Genomic DNA, 20,979 nt, shown 5'->3' with positions numbered 1-20,979 from the left:
CCTCACAGACTTTTAACAATTCTTTACCGGACAGTAGTGGTAATTTATAAATAATAACACCGTTACAAAAACCCTAAAAAATGAAAAAAATTATATTAAAACTGATTCTGATACTACTTTTGGAATTAGACATGATAAAGAGTTGTTCGAATATGAAGCTGTAGGATCAAATGCTTCACCGTTTAACACAACAGCATACCCAAATTTTAATGCTGTTGTCCATTTTTCCTACAGTTTAGATGGAAGCAGCAATGAAGAGTTTATTACCTCTGGCGTTTTAGTTGCTCCTTCATGGATTCTTACTGCTGGACATAATTTTTTTGTACAGACACTCAGACCAATCCTGCACCAACCACAGGAATAAAAATAAACATTGGAGCTGACCCTAATAATCCAAACACGTAACAAGTAAAAGCGTATTAATATACTTTTTCGCCTTTTTCTAACCATTGTGACCAATCTTTATTATAAGTATGTATTTTTTTTGTTTGAGAAGAATCATTGTAGACTTTTCTATCTTGATGCACCCATTCAAAAATACCACCATATAAATTAGATACATTTGAATATCCCATTTTTAAAAGCTTTTCTGTAATTTTTTCACTACGATATCCAACGGTACAATACACAACTATAGGTTTATCTTTCTCAATATCCTTAACGTTTTTAGGTGTAAAAGTATCGTACCCTACCCATTTTGATCCTTTGATGTGACTAACAATATATTCTTCTTTTTCTCTAGCATCCAGAAAAACTACCTCGTTTTCATCATAAATTTCACTCGGAAGAACCTCAGTAACACTATGTGTTAATAAGTCACCAAGCATGGCAGAAAAATCAGTATTTAAAGTGGTCTTCTGTGCAAACGTTATGGTTGAAAAGCCTATAAAAATAGCATACAATAATTTATTCATAGTATTTTTATTTTAATGTCGATAGACACACATCGTTAGTCGTAATAATTCCTGATTCTTTAAAAGCTTTAAAACCTCTTTTAACCTGAATTATGCATTTGAAAATTTTAATACCGCTGCAATTTACTTTAAATACGAATGCAAACTGAGTTTTTTAATTAATCATTGCGATGCTAGTTCAGGGTTGTAATCGTTCTTTTAAACCATTCCTTTGCTACAATAACCTTATTATATGCTATGATTTAAGAATTATTTGTGATTCTTAGCTATTACATAAGCAAAGAATCCGATGAATAGAGCTAAAAAGCGTTGCCATATTTATTGAATTTTGAATTATTAAAAATTAATCAAAACATTTATGAATTTACAAGACAGAGTTATAATTATTACAGGAGCATCAAGTGGTATTGGAGAAGCAACGGCTAAAAAACTTGCTGAAGATGGCGCAAGTGTAGTGTTAATGGCACGAAGCGAAGACAAATTAAAAACCCTTAAAACAGATATTGAAAAGGTAGGTGGAAAAGCATTAGTGGCCACAGGCGATGTTACTAAAAGAAAAGAATTTGAGGCTGTGGTTGACAGTGCCGTGAAGCATTTTGGAAAAGTAGACGGACTGATTAATAATGCTGGGTTAATGCCGCTATCTTTTGTAAAAAAATTGAAAACGGACGAATGGGAAAAAATGGTAGATGTAAATATCAAAGGAGTATTAAATGGAGTGTCTTCGGTGTTGCCGCAATTACTAGAAAATAAAGGCGGAGATATTATTAATATTTCATCTATGGCTGCAAATCGCTACTTTCCTGGTGGGGCTGTGTATTGTGCTACAAAATCCGCCGTAAAAATGTTTTCTGAAGGGTTAAGACAAGAATTAGCCCCGGAACATGGCATTAATGTAACCTCAATTGAACCTGGTGTCGTTGCTACCAATTTAACGAGTACTATTACGGATGAAGATATTAAAGACAAAATGTCCGAAATGCAAAAAATGACCACCTTAGAGTCTGAAGATATTGCCAACGCAATCCATTATACGCTTACCCAACCAAAACGTGTAAATATCAACGACATTTATATTTTGCCAACTGAGCAAAAATAATTGTTCATAACAATTACACTATTAGGCAATACCAACAAAAAATAAAAGCATTATATGGAAACAGCAATTGAAACAGATACTATTGAAACTATAAATCCTGTTACGGGAAAAAAATTGGCTTCGTATGAGTACATGACGGATGATCAGGTGGAAACAACTATTGACAAGGCTCATCAGGCATTTTCAGATTGGAAAATGAAATCATTAGAAGAGCGTGCAAAAGTAATTACAGCTATAGGAAAGGAACTTCAGAATTATAAGAAGGAATTATCCGAATTAATGACTGATGAAATGGGGAAATTACTCAGTCAAAGTCATCAAGAAGTTGATTTATGCACTGAAATTTGCAACTACACTGCAAAAAATGGTGTACAAGCTTTAAAAAATGAGGAGCGCGAACTTTCCGAAGGTAAAAAAGGTATTATAACCTACGCTCCTATTGGCATTGTTTACGGAATTCAGCCTTGGAATTATCCGTCGTACCAAGTCATTCGTTATGCTATTGTAAATCTTATGGCTGGAAATAGCGTATTGTTGAAACACGCATCAAATGTTACAGGAACGGCTTTATTATTAGAACGTATTTTTGAATCCGCTGGATTACCAAAAGGATTGTTTAAAGCTTTGATAATTACTCACAAGCAATCCGAAGCTATTATTAAACATAAATATGTTAGAGGAGTTACCTTAACGGGAAGTTCTAAAGCTGGAAAAAAAATTGGAGAAATGGCTACTGCCGAACTTAAAAAAACAGTACTTGAATTAGGAAGTAATGATGCTTATATTATTTTAAATGATGCAGATTTAGAAGTAGCCATTAAAATGTGTGTTAAAGGGCGCATTTATAACAATGGAGAAACGTGTATTGCTGCCAAGCGATTTATAGCTGTAGCCGAAATTTATGATGACTTTAAAGATGGGTTTGTAAAAGCAATGCAATCTCTCAATTTAGGAGATCCTACTAATGAGGATTCCGAAATGGGACCTATGGCGCGAAAAGACTTGAGAGAAACTTTACACGAACAAGTGGAAAAAAGCGTTTCCAACGGAGCCAAAATTTTATGCGGAGGTAAAATCCCGGAAGGCGATGGATATTACTACCCTGCAACAGTTTTGGAACAGGTTCATTCTGGTCAGCCAGCGTATGAGGATGAACTCTTTGGTCCTGTAGCTGCTTTAATTAAAGCTAAAGATGAAGAAGAAGCAATGCAAATAGCTAACGACAGTCGATTTGGACTGGGAGGAGGTATTTTTTCAAAAGATATTGAACGTGCAACCAAACTTGCTGAAAAACATTTTGATACTGGAATGGTATTTATTAATTCGTTTGGTATTGCTGAACCTTCAATGCCATTTGGCGGTGTTAAAAACTCTGGTTTTGGTAGGGAGCACGGAGGCTTCGGTATAAAAGAATTTGTTAATGTTAAGTCTATTATTATTGAGTAGCAGTAATCAGTAAAATAATATTAATGATAATTTTCCGCATACCAGTTTCATAATTTAAATTACTGAAGGTATTGTTAGTAGAATTATTAAAAAAAAACTCATGATCGCAAATTTGATTCTGCATTCATGAGTTTTCTTTTATAAACGCATCAGACCAACTATTTAAATTTGTCTCTACTTAAAATTTAAGCTCCTAATTAAAAGCCATAAGCCTCTTCAACCCTCAACCTTATACATTCAACCTTTTTAAAAACTAAAAAACCGAAAAACTGAAAAGCAGAAAGCCACATTAGCTTACAACTACACAGCCATTACAATGGGCCAACGATCTTGTTGAGGAAACGCTTCTTGTATCTAAGTTTGTATTTCAGCATCTGTGAGGACGCAATTTTCTAGTTCTGCAATCATAGCGCCTTTGTCTAATTGTTGTCCTATGATTTGTTACAATTGTTTTTTTTGCGTAAATTTTTATGTATTTATATGATCAACCATCATATGGTTTTGGATTTAAAACTTGTTTGAATAGCTTTATTCAAAATTTCAGGGGTACTTCCTGGTCCAATTGTGAGTAGTTTAGGTCCAGTGATAGGTTCGCCATTAAAAGGGCGAACAAAAACTGCCCCGTCTGGATTGCGTTCAAAATAGGTAAACTTACTTTGTCCCTTAATTTTTGTGCATCCCTTTACTCTTAAAATACTTTTAGGAAGTGTTTTACAAATAGTATCAATACTAGCCAAATTTGGGAGCACAGGTAAATCCAATGAACATGATGACCAATGTGCTTTTTGATGTTCAAAGTACTCAGCTGTATTACCTGAAGGGACTAATTTGGGAAGCAATAACACATCCAATTCATCCATAGAAATAATTTTTGCCATGGCATTAAATGATTTTATTTCATCAATTACTTCCGATTGTCTCTTTTTTGTGGTGTTATCAAGGTGTGTTAGTACAATTAAAGAGGAAACTTGAATTTGATTGGCTTCTAACTCATTGTGTACTCCCCTTTTTTGCCAGTTTTTAACATCAACTACTGAAATTTGAATTGGCGGTAAAAAACGGTCCTTTAACCCAACCCCTAAAAACTCCATTAAAGAACACGCATCTGAAGTTCCATTTGCTTCAATTAAAGTAATTCCCTTTTCTCGTTTAGGTATTCTATTAACTGTATTCCTTAACTCCATTATACCACTACAACAAATACAACTTCCGCTAAGTGCTTTAATACTATTTAAGTCAAGCTGGTTTACAAAATGTTGCGCATCCATTTGGGCATTTTCATAATCATTCAATATCAAAAAAGGATGCCATCCGTTCTCAAAAAAGCGAGTTATTAAAAATTTTAATAATGTCGTTTTACCGGCCCCTAAAAATCCAACAATTGTAATTACACTTTCCATACCTCTTATATTTTTAAACACTAAACCTGTAAAAATGGTTTAAGTTACAGTAAATTAAAAAGTACTGCAGGTTTTTATTCCTTATGTTTTAAAACAATTAGTTTAATTGATACTTTTCAATGCAAATTAAATCCGCATATATATTTTTAAATATATGCGCACACCTATCGTATATTTTTCCGTTTATTTTTATACCATGCTCGTAATGATCCTCCAATTCGTTTTGTAATTCTTTGATTTTACTGTTTAAGTAATAAGATAGCATGGAGAATTGGTTGCAATTTGTTTTCCAAAATAAATCGGATTACTTTTTTTGCTTAGTAATTTGATAATATAAATTACTTAACCCCTTCATTTGTACAAAATCCTGAGTGCCTAGCGCATCTTTTACAATATGGTTGCTATTGGAAAGTATGAAGGAAATTTCTTCAATACAATGTGTAGTTACTATTTGCTTTATATTTTCAATAGTATTTTCTTCAATTAAAAAAGAATTGCCAAGTGAATAGTAAAAATAATTCTCTTCATGAAAAGTATTATTAACAATAGGTTCCAAGCAATCCGTAGGACATAAAAGATAAAGACACTTTTGCATTATACTATGGCATCGTTAATTTTATATGGAAAAGAGGAATGATTTACATCAATTTTTAGCATTCCATCAATTAATTTATATCCAAATGTGTATTCTATTTTGGACTCCTGACCTTGCATATCAGTAAAAAAATAATTCCCTAAAGCTATAGCACGGTCTTTTTCCAAAATAAGGTTTGAATTTTCGAATCGAACTTTTGCCCAAGGATATATGGCAAAACCTTTATCCTCAATACAAGCTCTATTTTTACCAGCAATAAAATAAGATAATGCTTCGGCTTTTGTGCTCCTAAACTGTTTGATAGCGCATTTGGTTGGTTTAAATAAAACCTTGCCTTCCTTAAAGGCATAAAGTTTATTTAAAAATCCACTTGCAAATGCTTCGCATTCACATTTATTATTTTTTAAAGTGCCAATTTTGACTATACCATCACCCCATAAATTTTGTACAGCCAATACATCTTTTTCTGATATCATTTTTTAGAATGTGTGCTAAGCAATTATGGTTAAGAATTCATTTCGTCTAGATTCCTCAACAAAACATCCGCCATACTCCAAAGTGGTGGTAAAACTACTTTGATCCTTTATACCTCTGGAAGACACACATAAATGTTTGGCAGTAACCGATACGATAACATCCTTGGTATCTAAAACAGTTTGTAAATCATTTAAAATTTGAAGTACCAAACGTTCCTGAACCTGAGGTCTGCGCGCGTAATAGTTCACCAAACGGTTAATTTTTGATAATCCAATTACTTTTTTATTTGGTATGTAAGCCACGTGAGCGTGCCCTACTATGGGAAGAAAATGATGTTCGCAGGCCGAATCGATAGTGATATTTTGCTCTACTAACATACGTTTATAGCTATATTTATTATCAAATGTAGAAAGCTTTGGTTTATTTGCAGGATTTAAGCCATAAAACAACTCTTTAATATACATTTTAGCTACACGATATGGTGTTCCTGATAAACTATCATCGGTAAGATCCAACCCCATTTCCTGCATAATCATTTTAAAATGATATTGAATATTTTTTATTTTTTCCTCATCAGATTTATCAAAAGCATCTGGGCGCAAGGGCGTTTGTATACTTGTTGCAATATGATTATCGCCTACTATTTGTATTTTTTCTTTATCCATCCTTTAAACGTCTTTTGATTGTGTTGACTTAACACTATTTGAATTGGTAACCTTGTTACCTAACAAGCGAAAAAACATTAACTAAAAAAATTTCGCATGTAAAACAGAAGATTAAGCGCAACACAATACATAAGACTCAAACACTAATAATAAAATTTGTTCAGTTGAATTAAAAACTTTTCTTAATGCAACACTGTTGCAAATATAAATTAAAATCTCGTTAATGCAACTACGTTGCATTAATTTATTGCTATTATTTTATCATTAACGGTTTCTTAAATAAAATGGAGGTGCTAATTTGAGTAATAGCTGTTTTGGTGCATTAAATAGAGCTACAGAACATTACAAATGAATCTATTCTATTTTTTAAGAAAATAATGCTGTGCTAAGCGAAAATTATATAAAATTTGAATGGAAAGTAGTATTCATACGATTTACGAATAAAAATTTCGCATCTAATGACATTCTTTTTCTACTATATTTTCTTCATAAAATGAAACAATAGCTACGGCTATTCTTTAATTTGATTCACCAATCTAGCGAAAAATTCTTGACATTATTTTTACGAAATTCTCATCCGTAAATCGTATTAATCTTTAAGTAAAAAACAACAAGTGTTGACGTCATATTTATTATTTGCTATAAAAAGCTACATAAGTTTTTGACATTTCAACGCAATAAAAAAATTGTTTTTTTTTATTGCAATCGGTATTGTTTTAAATGAGCGCAGTGACTAATTAGTAAAATATTAATTTTAAGAATGAATTTACTTACTGTAATTACTTGGTTATCCAGTTTATCGTTTATTTATTTTGGAATAAGTTGTTTTACATCGGACTTTATTATTGCTGAATTTAAACGCTATAAACTTCCAAAATACAGAAAACTTACTGGAATATTACAGCTTTTAGGGGCTGTTGGGTTGCTCTTTGGCTTATATTTATTTCCTGTACTATTACTATTGGCATCGTTTGGACTTTTTTTACTGATGGTTGCTGGTTTTATAGTACGAATCAAAATCAAAGATAATTTTGTTGAATCCTCCCCTTCCTTCATTTTTGCATCATTGAATTTACTTATTACTTTAAAAACTATGGTGCTTTACTTCTAAATAATCCGAAAAAGAATACAGATTATTAGACGCTCATGTAATGTGAACTTCGTCAAAATAAAATCAATTTATGATCTGGTTTTTGAGAAAAAAAATATTTAAAAAAACAACTAAACTGATACCAGACAGCTAATACCAGGATGGTTAATAGCTAAAGACCAACAATTCAAAAAAATTTCAGCTCCCAATTTTTCAGCCTCAACCCGGAAAAGAATTTAGAACTAACTTACAACTATCAACCGAAAGCTGTACAAGCTTAAAAATACCATATTTGAAAACTACATATAAGCTAAACCTATTACAAATAAATTGAGTACAATAAAAAGTGCAGCAGGAAAAGATTTATAAAGCGGATCTTTTACTTTAAAGTGCATTAGTACAGAACCTAATAGTAGTAAAGCCAGACCCGAACTTGCTATTACAGTAAAATCTGTCAACTTAATGGAAACTAACAATAGAATAGACAAACTTACCTTTAAAAAGCCTATAAGATAGCATACAGTTTTAGATAACCCATAGTACTCAAATTCTTCAACAATATTTTCGGCATTACCTCCTCGCCATTTTGTGGCTTTTTTAGGTTGTACTAACCATACATTTAAAATGCTTATCCCTATGATTAATTTTAGTGCAATACTGATGTAAGTAAAAATTTCCATAAACTTTTTTATTATAGTATAAATTAAAAACAATAGACAGAATAATCTGTTCGCAATCAAATGCAATTGTAGCTCAAAAAACATGATTATTGAATTATAAAATACCTAACGCAATAACTTCAAAAAAGAAATTGACACACTGTAATTTACGTAATTTTTTAAAATAATTTTCTCTATATTTTTTTCAGCTTATACCATTTATGGGGAATAAACATATAGAAATGGGTCTTTTTAGCAGTTTATATTTTTTCAGTAATTAATTTAAGAATTAAAGAAGTTTTATTGGTCTCAGGTTTTGTTAAAACTATGAATTTTTAATGCTTGCATTTCGCTTTTAGCTTCTAAAAATTTTACAAGAGCTATTGGCAATTAGTAATTAGTTGTTGGCTTTAAACTGCCAATAGCCAAAGGCTAATAGCTAATAGCAAAAACGGATGTTTAAAAAGTTATCACTTTTAGTTATAATCGAAACTATGGTATTTTTAGTCCATAATGGTTTATTTTAGTAATTTGAAATCAAAATTAGTTAAGAAGCAGCCTAAAATTTAGACAAAAAAAAACAGAAGTGAACAAACACTCCTGATTTTTATATCATTGATAACTGTATAAATTATTTATATTACTACATTACGCCGAATTACGACTAGCATTAATATTTCCAAATAATGATCTGGTGACCATTTTTTCGTACACTTCAAATGTTTCTTTATCAATTTCACCAGTACGTTGCATATCTTGAATCTTTTTTAATGCATACTGTTGAATTGTAAGTAAAGGCAATACAATAGATTCTCTTATTTGTATTGATGCTTTTCCTACTTGTTCATTTTGCATTAACTCATCAAAACCTGACACCTTTAACAGTAAGCGCTTAGTTAGTAAGTATTCATTATGAATAATATCCCAAAAAGCACCAAATTCAGGATCTTTTTGCATGTATGCCGTAAGTTCAAAGAAAGATTTTGTCAAACTCATCATACTATTATCCAATAATGTTCTAAAGAAAATAGAATCTTTATACAGCGTATGTACTCTGTCTAGTTCTCCTCTGTCTTCAAAAGCTTTAATGGCTGTACCTACGCCAAAAAATCCAGGTACGTTTTGCTTTAATTGGCTCCAGCTACCAACAAAAGGTATTGCTCTAAGGTCACTAAATTTTAACTCACTACTAGATCCTCTTTTTGAAGGCCTACTCCCGATATTTGCTTTTGCATAAAACTTTAACGTACTCATGCGCTCCAAATACGGTAAAAATTTATCGTGTGCTTTAAAATCCGAATACATTTTGTAGCTGATATCAGCTAATTCCTGCATGGTTGCACGATTTTCTTCTTTAATTATTTTGGTAGGGTTTGTAAATAATTCATTTGATATACCCGCTCCAAGTAATTGTTCCAAGTTGTACTGGCATGAATCTTTAGTTCCAAAATTAGAACTAATTGTTTGCCCTTGTACGGTCATTTGAATTTCTTCATCCTCAATTGTTGGTCCTAAAGATGCGTAAAACTGATTCGTTTTTCCGCCTCCTCGAGCTGGTGGTCCTCCTCTTCCATCAAAAAAGACAACTTTTACTCCATGATTTCTGGACATTTCAGTTAAAGCTTCCTTAGCTTTAAAAATACCCCAGTTAGCCATTAAATATCCACCATCTTTAGTACCATCGGAAAAACCTAACATAATTGTTTGCTTCATTCCGCGGCGTTTTAAATGTGCCAGATATTCAGGATTAGTATATAACTGTTCCATTACTTTATCAGCAACTTCTAAATCCGGAACTGTTTCAAACAAAGGGATTACGTCCAATGTTGGATTTTCCCAACCACACATATTAATCATTGAAAAAGTTTCCAATACATTTTTAGCGCTTCCGTTGTTACTAATTATGTATCTGTTGGCTCCTCTTTCGCCGTTTTCGTCCTGAATTTTTTTCATAGCATAAATAGAGCCAATAGTAGCTCTTGCCATGTCATCCTTTAAATCTTCTGGCTGAATAGATGCCCGTACTTTTGAAAGTACTTTCATTTGTTCATCTTCCGAAAGTTCTTCGTAATTGTCAGGGAAAATTCCTAAACCAGCCGCAGTTACTTCTTTTATAATTTCAGTAATTACATTGTGGTGTACTCTAGAGTCCTGACGGATATCTAAAGTTCCGAAATGGAAACCAAATAAATTAACCTTATTGATCAAGCCATCCAAGTCTTTTAAATATAAACTATTGTGCTCTTCAATTAAAGAAACTCTAATAGCTGCCAATTCAGACTCAAAAGATGCTAACGTAAATACAGAATCTTTTGAGGGGTAATATATGTTTTGATACAATTGGTGCTCCAACTCATTAATTCTTTCGGGCAATTCCCCAAAAGTAATTTTGCGTTTTAGCCTACGAATATCTTTATAGTAATTAGAAAGAATAGATGTTTTTAACTTTTCAGCTACTTTTAAAGTGGTTTCCGTAGTTACAAACGGATTTCCATCCCTGTCGCCACCAGGCCAAAAACCTAAATTAATAATATCATTTTCCAAAGTTTCCCCATCAAATACATTTTGCTGAATGTAATTATAAATAGAACTTACGGAATGATAAAATACATTTTCCAAGTACCATATTAAACTAATAGCCTCATCATATGGCGATGGTTTTTCTTTTTTAAAGAACGCTGTTTTCCCTAATTGAGCTAACAAACGTTTTATCGTTAATAAATCATCAACACGAATGGCTTTATCCAAATCACGAATAATTCCTAAAACTGTGCCAGGATAAAATTGTGTAGGGTGAGCTGTAAGCGTTGGACGTACCTTAAAAGTTTTTAAAAACTCTTTCATTACATCCATTAGCCCTTTTTCGGCAGCTTCTTCCTTCAAACTTCTTAACGTTCCTCTACCTACCATATTATTCACCTTGGTAAAAGCAGCATCCTCAATAGCATCAAAAAGCACTACTTGTCTTTCAATGTATTGAATAAAACGGAATAACAATGTATTTTTTTCATCCTCAGTTGAATTGTGCTGATACAACTCAAAAAAGTTTTCTACAATTTGAGTAGGTGTTTGTTTTTCAGCGAAACCTTTATCACACACTTCCTTAAAAAGTGGTAATAAAACCCCTGTATTGGTTACCTTATCAAAAGGTAAGGTCATAAAAATACTATTGTAAATCTGGTATTTAGATAAAACGTCCTGATTGAAACGCTCAATTTTTGGTTCTCTCGCCATTTGTTTGTGTTTCTTTCTATAATGATTGTTCTGTAACTAACTCTAGTTCATTTCATTAAAAATAGAGTGCATCAAACGCTTTTTGTCGTTGATACTCTCTTCCAATGAAATCATTGTTTCAGTTCTGTACACCCCTTCAATATCATCTAACATAAAAATGATTTCTTTAGCATGGTTAGTGTCTTTTGCTCTAATTTTACAAAAGATATTAAACTTGCCAGTGGTTACATGTGCAACGGTAACGTAAGGTATGTCATTTATACGTTCCAAAACAAATTTAGTTTGTGAAGTATTTTGAAGAAAAATCCCTACATACGCAATAAATGAATAACCGAGCTTTGTATAATTCAAAGTTAATGATGAACCTTGAATGATCCCTGCCTCTTCCATCTTTTTCACTCTAACGTGTACTGTACCAGCAGAAATAAGTAATTTTTTTGCAATATCTGTAAACGGTGTACGAGTATTCTCGATAAGCATATCTAAAATCTGATGATCTACTTCATCTAACTTAAACTTAGCCATAAGTATTTTTTAATTTATTTAATTTTTATGCAAAAATAGCAGTTTTATCCCGTACAAAAAGATTTTAATTTACTTTTTTATCGGAAATACTGAGAATTTTTCATCATTAATACTTAAGTAGTCTATTTTTGTTTCAATTTCTTGTTTTTCTATAACGTTGGAAATTTCAACTTTATCTAGGTCACAATTAAATTCAATATGCCCATTTTCAATGATTTGCGTCTCAATTTGAGCTACAATTGGTATAAACCTCAAATTTTTATCGACTAACGTTTCTTGGTACTGTAATGCAACATCAAATTTTTCACCATTTATAGGGTAATTTCTAATAATTATATCTTTAAATAGCTTTCCATTTTCTGGAATATCAAAATATGCTTCATAATTTTCAATGGAAAGGCCCGTTTCAGCAATAAATTTAAGAGCAGTTATTAATGATAAATACATCCATTTGCGAGTCACCTCTCTTTCATAATCATTAGGATGATGACCAGCTTCAAATAAAATAGTAGTATATCCATTATACTCCATAGTATCCCCTGTACAGTTTATATTGAAACCATCATCATACCTACCTACACAATTAGGTATTGCAGTTTGTAATGCTTTATTCATTTCGGCAATGATACGCATTCCTTTTTTTCTACTTTCAGTAATGGTACGTTCGTTATTACTTGCTGGCGATAAAAAAGAAACAATAGCACTATTTGTTGTATTACCAGCACTAAAAATGGTACGTTGTCCGTGTAAATTAAATGCTACTAGTGGTTTAACATTGTAAACAACAGCTTTAAAAATTTTACTTTCAGATTCCTCTAAGTTTTGTGCATCTCTATTAAGGTCTATACCATTATAATTCACTCGGGTATATGCCAAAGCGCCATCAGGATTTAACATAGGAATAATATATAATGTACACTCTTTAAGAATCTTTTCAGACAATTTATTTGCAGAATCATCCAAAAAATGGAATAAATCAAACAACGCCTTAGTGGTTGTACTTTCATTACCATGCATTTGAGACCAAAACAGCAATTTTTTAGTTCCCGTTCCAATTTTAATTAAATGAATGGGTAATTTATTTTCAGAAACCCCTAATTGCTCTACATCAAGCTTTGTTGCCCATTGAGTTATTAACGGCTGAATATCCTTTTGAGTAATGTAACGACCTTTTAAGGTTTCTTCTTTATAGCTATGGAAACTTTCAATTATTTCGGCTGTAGTCATCTATTTTTATTTCATTAATTGAAACAAAAGTACAAAGACAATTTAACAATGTAAATTAATTATAGTTACAAATGTAAACATCAATAATTACACAAATGTAAACATTTAATTGGATTCTTATGTGTTGCTGTTTACATAATAAAAGTAAACTACTGTTACAACTTTAAACAGTTCCATCAAGAAATCTAAGTAATTACAATTCAATACGTTATATTTTATTAAATTATTGTTTTTCAGATATTTAACAGCTTTGGTTAAAGTAAAAATTTAAGCTACGTATTAAATTCCACACTTAATTTGCTTTATGTGATATAATGTTTACATTTGTATAAAGTATAAAATACTATAATTGTTTACATATGATAAACAGTAAAGAGTTTACATTTCGTCTACAAAAAATTCTGAGTCATTACGAGCTTTCAGCTTCCGCTTTTGCAGAAAAAATGGGTGTCGGACGTTCATCAATATCACATATAATTTCAGGAAGAAATAAACCTAGCTTAGAATTTGTTTTACACATTCTGGAAAATTTTGAAGCAGTTACATTTGATTGGTTGATGTATGGGAAAGGAAATTTTCCCAAAACAGATCAGACTGCTCCTGATTTATTTTCTGAAAAAGAAAAAAATATTGAAAATATTACTACTGTAAATAAGCCCGTAAAAAATAATTCGGAAGATTTATTTTCAAATACGTCCAATATATCAAACGAAGAAAAACTAAAAGAATCGAATAATACCACCCCTCCCATTAAGTCATCAATTGAACGAATAGTTATTTTTTACACCAACGGAAGTTTTAAAGAATATAAGAATTGACATTTTTTTTAGGAGCTGGTTAAACTTAATTTTTTACGTCTTACGTCCTAAGTCAATCTAAATAGGGCTATTTCTAAATTCAACAAGCGCAACGTCTATATTTAGATCCAATTTATTCTAAAGAATTTTACACATACATTGCACCCTTTATAAATTTGAACTATTTTTAACATATTGCTTAATTTAGTATTTAGCATATATCTAAAATATTGATCATTAAATGGTAACATACATGTCCCCATATCAAGGACTTTTTTTTATATTCTTTATTCTATTAAACAGTTGTGCAAAAGCGCCAGAACGAAATTGCGAAAAATTTAAAACAGGAACTTTTGAATTTAAAACACTTTTGAATGGTGAGTTGGCTACTACGCGCTTTCTCAGGAGTGACTCTACTGAAATAGATTTTTTTCAGGGAAAATCCGACACCTCTAGTATACGCTGGATTAATAAATGTGAGTGCATTTTAAAGAATTTGAATCCCAAGAACCGTCAGGAACGTAAAGCTTTACACTTAAAAATACTAACTACCAATAAAGACACCTATACTTTTGAGTATGGTTTGATAGGCTCATCAAAAAAACAACAAGGAACCGCTAAAAAAATTAACTAATGTTTGAAATTTTTACAACTGCTGATGCTTGGGTGGCATTACTTACCCTAACTTTTTTAGAAATAGTTTTGGGTATTGATAATATTATTTTCATTTCAATAGCCTCCAGCAAATTACCTGAGGAGCAGCAAAAAAAAGCAACTAATATTGGTTTAGTGTTAGCTATGGTAATGCGCGTGGTATTACTTTTTGGAATATCCTATTTAGTAGCTATGGAAGCTCCGTTTTGGCATATTAATTTGCCATGGATTGAAGCTGGAATTAGTGGACAGGCCCTTATTTTATTTGGTGGAGGTATTTTTTTATTGTACAAAAGTGTACACGAAATACATGAAAAGGTTGAAGAAAAAGGTGAAGAAGAAAAGGAATTGGAACGTAAAAGTGCATCTAGTTTAAGCAGAGCTATTGTACAAATCACACTAATTAATGTTGTTTTTTCCTTTGATTCTATTTTAACTGCCGTTGGTATGACAAACGGATTGAGTGAAAATCCTAACGATGCGCTAATAATAATGGTAGTAGCTGTAATTATTTCAGTATTAATCATGATGCTTTTTGCAACTCCAGTTGGAAGATTCGTAAACAAACACCCCTCTGTTCAAATTTTAGGATTATCGTTTTTAATTTTAATCGGTTTTATGCTTATCGCAGAAGCTGCGCACTTAGCACATTTAAAGATTTTTGATACTGGAGTAGGTACAATACCAAAAGGTTACTTGTATTTTACGATTGCTTTTTCATTATTCATTGAATTTTTAAATTTTAAACTTCGTAAAAAAAATAAAACTAAGTTATCATCATAATATTGATCTATTTACAGTTGATAATACAAACTAAACTTGTATTAATGATACTGCTTTTTAATAACATCAAAAGAGTTTTAATTAAAAAAAAGGCTGTCGTTACGCGGTCTTTTTTATAAGTTCTCAATCATCGAAATAAAAATAGAACTGGTATTAACTAAACGTAAAAATTTATTTATCCTTTTTTTAATTTTCAAAGCTAAATTATTCATATTTTAAAAGAGGTGATATTATTGGACATACAGCACCTGATTTTGACACACCAACTGTAGATGTCGGAGATGGAATTGGCGGACTGATTTTATCAATTTTACTTTGGATTGGAATAACAATTTTGATAATTATATTACTAATAGTTTTGGAAGCCGTTTTTTGGTTTTCATTATTTATAATTCTAGCAATGCTTTATTGGGTTTTCTTTAGAGCATTGAAATTTGTTTTTAATAAATCAAAAGACACGAAAGGAGATATTGGAATTTCAGCAGTTCACTCGCTGGTTTATACTCTACTCTATGTTGGTTGGATTTTCGGAATCGTTTATCTGACTGAAATAATAAAATAAAGCCAGTTGACAATTGAGTAGACGGCTCTCCTCATAAATGAGGAGAGTGCGCCTCTCACAGTGTGTTTATAAATTTGATTGCGGTTTTATTCATTTATCTGATTTTCATAATTATGCGACTACAAATCCATTTAATAAACTTAATGAAACTGAAAAATCAGACATAAAAACGTATTTGAATCAATATCATTCCTTCCTTTAAATCAAAAATTATCAGTTGAGAACTTGAAAGATTACATACCAAGTGTTTTTAATAAAATAACTGCTAACTTGACTTGCTATTTTGAGCAAATTCTAGAAAATGAAATGATTGTAATGTAAAAACCGAACCGCTAACACATAAAGCATTCGCCCTACCGATAAGTTAGAGGTGAATGCAATGTTGACTGACTCGATAGTTTACATATGGGAAAAACTTCAGCTACCATAAATTATAAAGTTTCAAAAGGCGATAGTATTCAAATAAAAAGCTAATAAGCTCACATCAAAAAAAATTAGTTAATCACTTAAAAAACTCAGAAAAAAACATGTTTTTTAAAATATTGTAAGGTTACAAAAATTTAAAATAACTTTAACTTTTAAAAGTTAAAATATTAATTTTCAAATATTTATAAATTATTTTATTAATTTTTGTTAAAAAATAATTAAAAATCATATTAATAAAAATACCTAAGTATTTTTAATTAAAATACTTATTATAACGATTTATTATAATAATATAAGCATAATAAATATTGTTATTTTAAAAATATCGTAAATCTATTTCAAACAAAAAAAAGCGTGTAATTAAAGGTAAAATAGGAGTCTAATACGTCGACATTAATTAATTAATAAATATTATGACTCTAACACGTAAAACTATTGGTCGATCTATAGCATTGGCTGCGTTTGGTTTTTTATCAACACAATCTTTTTCTCAAATTTTAACAAGCGGTTTTTATCCAAATCAAGGACAATTGACTGTTGCTACAACTTATACATCAAAACAATCTGATAATTTTTGGGCTGGTAACCAAAAACAACCTGGTAATCCTGGAGGTCTAGGAGAAATTACATCTAACGTATATAGTTTATTTGCTGAATATGGTATTACGGATAGAATATCTGTTGATGTCAGCCTTCCATATATAGAAAATGAATACAATAATGAAGTAGTTGAAGGCTTACAAGATATAAACATTTTTGCTAAATTTAAAATTTTTGAAAAAAGTGGGGAAGGCTTTGGACGTTTTAATTTAGGGGTTGCTACTGGAATTGGATTTCCTGTAAGTGACTACGATGGTGGTGGTGTAATATCCTTAGGTAATGCAGCTACTTCATACAATTTCGATTTTATTGCTCAATACGAATTACCCTTTAATTTATTTGTAGAAGTACAAGGTGGATCTAGTGTACGCGATAGTGATGAATTTGATGTACCCCCTGCGTTATCCTATGGTTTCAAAATAGGATACTTTCACAAATATTTCTACGTACATTCTGAATTAGATATTCAAGATTCTATATACGGACTTGATATAGGTACAGCAGAATTTATAGAGGCTGGTGGACTAGGAGATCGACCTAACCCAGCAATATTACCTTTGACAGAAGTTGATTTTACTTCGTTAAGCTTTTCTGCATACGTGCCCATCATTAAAGAAGATTTCGGGGATTTAGGTTTATCTGGTAGTTACAAAACAACCTTAGATGGACGAAATTTTAACAACGAATCCTCCTTTTCAATTGGAATAGTCTACCAAAATTCTTTTAAAGAGAAAAAATCCGAAGAAATAACAGAATAGAATAGCGGTATAATATTCTTTTTCTAATTAAGTGCATTAAATCCATGTGTTGTATTTCAATACATGGATTTTTTGGAAAAAAAAGCAGCCTACTCTTAATTTGAGAGTATATCGTATTTTAATATTAGAGAATTAAAAATCACTAATTTTGTAGACGTTTAATAGCAATTGCATATTCTTCTTTTAATACCTTAAAGAATTTTAACTAAAATTGAAGAAAAGTCCACCCTTTATGAAACAAACTAAAACCTTAAATTTGCTTTCATTATAAATTTAAACCATACCATGACAATTACGGATTTTTTAAATAAACTTGACAGTGTGCCCAATGATGTTGCTTTTTCAGAAACTATGCAGGTTGTAGAAGACAATTATAATTTTACGGAAACCGCTTTTAAAAACGGAACTACTTATAATGAAGCTAGTCAAAACTCTGGATCATGTAAATTGTTTGCCTTCGCTAAATTAAATGAATTGTCAAATGAAGCTACGTTAGCTTGTTTTGGTGATTATTATCGTAAAGATGTCCTTGAAAATCCTACGGGTAGCGATCATGGTAATATTCGTAATTTTATGAAGTTTGGCTGGAAAGGTATTCATTTTGAAGGCATCGCTTTAACTAAAAAATAATATACTTTTACTCTTATCAAGAGTGTTTTTTTATGATAAAAATTTCCAACAAAACGCTTCAAGACCTTGAATTCCAAACCATATTATTACACATATCTGAATTGTGTACTACCGAAAAAGGGAAAATTGAAGCACTTAAAATAGTTCCGTACACCACGGAAAATTTATTACTTTTTGAATTAGCTAAAGTCAATGAGTACAAATCATCGTTTATGCAAGATGCACGTATCCCGAATCATGGATACGATATTGTAGATAATGAGCTAAAGTTATTGGCTATAGAAAATACGTTCATTGAAGCGTTAGGTTTAAAAAAAATAGTTTCTTTAAACATTACGGTGAATGATTTATTGGATTTTTTCAGAAAAAAGCAAGAACTCTATCCTAAATTGGCTCAATTTGCCAACGAAATTACATTTACGCTTGATTTAATACAAAATATTGAAGCTGTTATTGATCGATATGGTGAAGTAAAAAACACCGCTTCGCATGAGTTAGCTAGGATCAGAAAAGGAATTACTAATGTACAATCGCAATTAAACGGAAGTTTTGGGCGTGATTTATCACGCTATAATGCGCAAGGTTATCTGGATGAAATAAGAGAAACCGTTGTGGACAATCGCAGGGTTTTAGCGGTTAAAGCCATGTATCGCCGTAAGGTAAAAGGCGCTATCATGGGAAATTCTAAAACTGGTAGTATTGTTTATATTGAACCTGAAGCCACCCGTACTTACAATAATGAATTGAGTAATTTATTGTACGAGGAACGTGAAGAAGTGATTCGTATTTTAAAGGAATTGACTAATATTATTCGCCCCTACAGCGAAATCATTGATTCCTTTCAGGATTATTTGAGTGCTATTGATATTATTTCGGCTAAAACTAAGTATGCCGAGTCTATGAATGCCATACTTCCTAAAATAAATAATGAACGTGATTTGTATTTGCGGGATGCCTATCACCCACTCCTATATTTAAATAATGCACAAAAAAACGAAAAAACCTATCCGCAAACCATTCATTTGGCTCAGGATAGCCGCATTATCGTAATATCAGGGCCAAATGCTGGTGGTAAAAGTATTACTCTAAAAACTATTGGACTATTGCAAATTATGTTGCAAAGTGCTATGCTGATTCCCGTGCATGAATACAGTCGTATTTGTTTGTTTGATACTATTTTAACTGATATTGGAGACAATCAATCTATAGAAAATCACCTGAGTACTTACAGCTATCGCTTAAAAAACATGAATTACTTTCTGCGGAAGTGTAATAACAAGACGCTGTTTTTAATTGATGAATTTGGAACAGGTTCCGACCCAGAATTAGGTGGTGCTTTAGCTGAAGCTTTTTTGGAAGTTTTTTACGAAAGAGAAGCCTTTGGAATCATTACTACACACTATGCAAATTTAAAAATGTTAGCTAATGAATTACCGGCTATAACCAACGCCAATATGATGTTTGACGCTCATAGCTTGAAGCCTTTGTTTAAGTTAAATTTAGGTGAAGCTGGAAGCTCATTTACCTTTGAAGTGGCTCAAAAAAATGGCATTCCGTACAGCCTGATTAATAAGGCGAAAAAGAAAGTAGAACGTGGTAAAATAAGATTTGATAAAAGTATTGCCGACTTACAAAAAGAACGTTCAAAACTTGAGAAAACGCGTAACAATCTTACAAAACATGCAACCAAAGCGGAAGACGAAAGAGAGCGCCTAGAAAAAATAAACGAACGGGTGCAAAAAAAATTGGAAGGTTTTCAGGAGTTATATGATAGTAATCAGCGCTTAATTTACTTAGGAAATAAGGTTAAAGAATTGAGTAACACCTATTACCGAAATAAGAAAAAACGTCCGTTGATTGATGAGTTTATGAAAATAATTGAGATTGAAAACTCAAAAATCAAAAAACAATCAGCCAAACAACGAAAAGCGGAAGAAGCTAAGAAGAAACAACTTGAAAATGAAGCCAAACAAAAAGCGGGCAAAATAAGAGTTGAAAAGCAAAAGGTTAAAGCACAGGAAAAAGCAACACCAGAAAAACCGAAACAAATTCCAAAAGTTAATGATAAGGTACGAATGTTTGACGGAAAAGCTGTTGGAACCGTTGATTCTATTGAAAAAGGAAAAGCAATTGTAAATTACGGTTTGTTTACAACTAACGTTAGTTTAGACCTACTTGAATTGGTTGAGAGAGTGAAGAAATAAGCGTTTTATGGTTTTATGATGTAGAAGAGATTTGAGAAAAATGTAAAAATTATATCATATTTGTAAAATAAAAATTATTGTGTCTTAATACTTACTATGTCTAATGCTTAAAAACGTCCTTAAACGGAATATTTATAGCACACACAACTTTCTACCTGAACAGTTTATATGAATGAATATAGTTAGTTAGAAGAATGTATGTTTCACATTAATTTAGTTTAAAATTTTAAATGT

General features: G+C 31.4%; 19 protein-coding genes. 10 read left to right on the top strand and 9 right to left on the bottom strand.

Annotation, left to right across the window (positions count from 1 at the left end; all coding sequences use genetic code 11):
- The first annotated feature begins 142 nt into the window (after window positions 1-142).
- On the top strand, window positions 143-364 hold the full coding sequence (locus GMC_RS0104050; protein ID WP_010520931.1) for a hypothetical protein: 222 nt from the start codon (window positions 143-145) through the stop codon (window positions 362-364).
- A 55-nt stretch (window positions 365-419) separates the two neighbouring features.
- Here the strand turns inward: GMC_RS0104050 and GMC_RS0104045 are convergent, their stop codons facing one another.
- Window positions 420-914 (bottom strand): rhodanese-like domain-containing protein, encoded by a 495-nt coding sequence (locus tag GMC_RS0104045; protein ID WP_010520930.1) that lies wholly within the window; start codon window positions 912-914, stop codon window positions 420-422.
- A gap of 358 nt (window positions 915-1,272) precedes the next feature.
- Between GMC_RS0104045 and GMC_RS0104040 the strand changes: the two genes are divergently transcribed.
- Together GMC_RS0104040 and GMC_RS0104035 are read left to right on the top strand one after the other, a co-directional pair.
- Entirely contained in the window at window positions 1,273-2,013 is a 741-nt protein-coding gene (locus GMC_RS0104040; protein WP_010520929.1) for an SDR family oxidoreductase, read from the top strand.
- Between the two features lie 54 nt (window positions 2,014-2,067).
- A complete protein-coding gene (locus GMC_RS0104035; protein ID WP_010520928.1) occupies window positions 2,068-3,459 on the top strand; it encodes an NAD-dependent succinate-semialdehyde dehydrogenase in 1,392 nt (463 codons plus the stop codon).
- 491 nt (window positions 3,460-3,950) lie between these two features.
- Here the strand turns inward: GMC_RS0104035 and GMC_RS0104025 are convergent, their stop codons facing one another.
- From GMC_RS0104025 to folE, 4 genes are all read right to left on the bottom strand, one after another.
- Window positions 3,951-4,859: a GTP-binding protein gene (locus tag GMC_RS0104025; protein ID WP_010520927.1), complete on the bottom strand. Its 909-nt coding sequence runs from the start codon at window positions 4,857-4,859 to the stop codon at window positions 3,951-3,953.
- A gap of 304 nt (window positions 4,860-5,163) precedes the next feature.
- Window positions 5,164-5,454, bottom strand: coding sequence for a hypothetical protein (locus tag GMC_RS0104015; RefSeq protein WP_010520926.1), 291 nt, complete (start codon window positions 5,452-5,454; stop codon window positions 5,164-5,166).
- Window positions 5,454-5,930, bottom strand: coding sequence for a metal-independent carbonic anhydrase family protein (locus GMC_RS19020; RefSeq protein WP_010520925.1), 477 nt, complete (start codon window positions 5,928-5,930; stop codon window positions 5,454-5,456). The genes GMC_RS0104015 and GMC_RS19020 overlap by 1 nt, the downstream gene beginning before the upstream one ends.
- A gap of 15 nt (window positions 5,931-5,945) precedes the next feature.
- Complete coding sequence (gene folE, locus GMC_RS0104005) at window positions 5,946-6,596, bottom strand: GTP cyclohydrolase I FolE (RefSeq protein ID WP_010520924.1); 651 nt, start codon at window positions 6,594-6,596, stop codon at window positions 5,946-5,948.
- A gap of 760 nt (window positions 6,597-7,356) precedes the next feature.
- Here folE and GMC_RS0104000 point away from each other — a divergent pair.
- Complete coding sequence (locus tag GMC_RS0104000; RefSeq protein ID WP_029489591.1) at window positions 7,357-7,707, top strand: DoxX family protein; 351 nt, start codon at window positions 7,357-7,359, stop codon at window positions 7,705-7,707.
- Window positions 7,708-7,985: 278 nt separating this feature from the next.
- On the opposite strand, the gene GMC_RS0103995 is transcribed toward GMC_RS0104000, so the two are convergent.
- The 4 genes from GMC_RS0103995 to GMC_RS0103975 form a co-directional block, all read right to left on the bottom strand.
- Window positions 7,986-8,366 carry a DoxX family protein gene (locus GMC_RS0103995; protein ID WP_010520922.1) on the bottom strand — a complete coding sequence of 127 codons (381 nt, stop codon included), beginning with the start codon at window positions 8,364-8,366 and terminating at the stop codon, window positions 7,986-7,988.
- A gap of 627 nt (window positions 8,367-8,993) precedes the next feature.
- Window positions 8,994-11,579 (bottom strand): phosphoenolpyruvate carboxylase, encoded by a 2,586-nt coding sequence (locus tag GMC_RS0103985; protein WP_010520921.1) that lies wholly within the window; start codon window positions 11,577-11,579, stop codon window positions 8,994-8,996.
- 42 nt (window positions 11,580-11,621) lie between these two features.
- Entirely contained in the window at window positions 11,622-12,104 is a 483-nt protein-coding gene (locus GMC_RS0103980) for an Lrp/AsnC family transcriptional regulator (protein ID WP_010520920.1), read from the bottom strand.
- Window positions 12,105-12,173: 69 nt separating this feature from the next.
- Complete coding sequence (locus GMC_RS0103975; protein ID WP_010520919.1) at window positions 12,174-13,331, bottom strand: M14 family zinc carboxypeptidase; 1,158 nt, start codon at window positions 13,329-13,331, stop codon at window positions 12,174-12,176.
- A 359-nt stretch (window positions 13,332-13,690) separates the two neighbouring features.
- Between GMC_RS0103975 and GMC_RS0103970 the strand changes: the two genes are divergently transcribed.
- The 6 genes from GMC_RS0103970 to GMC_RS0103940 all read left to right on the top strand — a co-directional run bounded on the left by GMC_RS0103970 (window position 13,691) and on the right by GMC_RS0103940 (window position 20,745).
- A complete protein-coding gene (locus GMC_RS0103970; RefSeq protein ID WP_010520918.1) occupies window positions 13,691-14,149 on the top strand; it encodes a helix-turn-helix domain-containing protein in 459 nt (152 codons plus the stop codon).
- Window positions 14,150-14,381: 232 nt separating this feature from the next.
- Window positions 14,382-14,762, top strand: a complete 381-nt coding sequence (locus tag GMC_RS0103965; RefSeq protein WP_029489590.1) for a hypothetical protein — start codon at window positions 14,382-14,384, stop codon at window positions 14,760-14,762.
- Window positions 14,762-15,565 carry a TerC family protein gene (locus GMC_RS0103960; RefSeq protein ID WP_010520916.1) on the top strand — a complete coding sequence of 268 codons (804 nt, stop codon included), beginning with the start codon at window positions 14,762-14,764 and terminating at the stop codon, window positions 15,563-15,565. Before GMC_RS0103965 ends, GMC_RS0103960 begins: the two co-directional genes overlap by 1 nt.
- Before the next feature lie 1,401 nt (window positions 15,566-16,966).
- Window positions 16,967-17,911 carry a hypothetical protein gene (locus GMC_RS0103950; RefSeq protein WP_010520914.1) on the top strand — a complete coding sequence of 315 codons (945 nt, stop codon included), beginning with the start codon at window positions 16,967-16,969 and terminating at the stop codon, window positions 17,909-17,911.
- A gap of 285 nt (window positions 17,912-18,196) precedes the next feature.
- The gene (locus tag GMC_RS0103945; RefSeq protein ID WP_010520913.1) at window positions 18,197-18,541 is read left to right on the top strand and encodes a HopJ type III effector protein; all 345 of its coding nucleotides are present in this window, start codon (window positions 18,197-18,199) and stop codon (window positions 18,539-18,541) included.
- A 32-nt stretch (window positions 18,542-18,573) separates the two neighbouring features.
- Complete coding sequence (locus GMC_RS0103940) at window positions 18,574-20,745, top strand: endonuclease MutS2 (RefSeq protein WP_010520912.1); 2,172 nt, start codon at window positions 18,574-18,576, stop codon at window positions 20,743-20,745.
- The last annotated feature ends 234 nt before the right edge of the window (window positions 20,746-20,979 follow it).

It is taken from the genome of Aquimarina agarivorans (genome assembly GCF_000218485.1).
Lineage (GTDB): Bacteria > Bacteroidota > Bacteroidia > Flavobacteriales > Flavobacteriaceae > Aquimarina > Aquimarina agarivorans.
The sequence above is the reverse complement of the archived record's forward strand: the minus strand, read 5'-3'. Positions and strand labels throughout refer to the sequence as shown.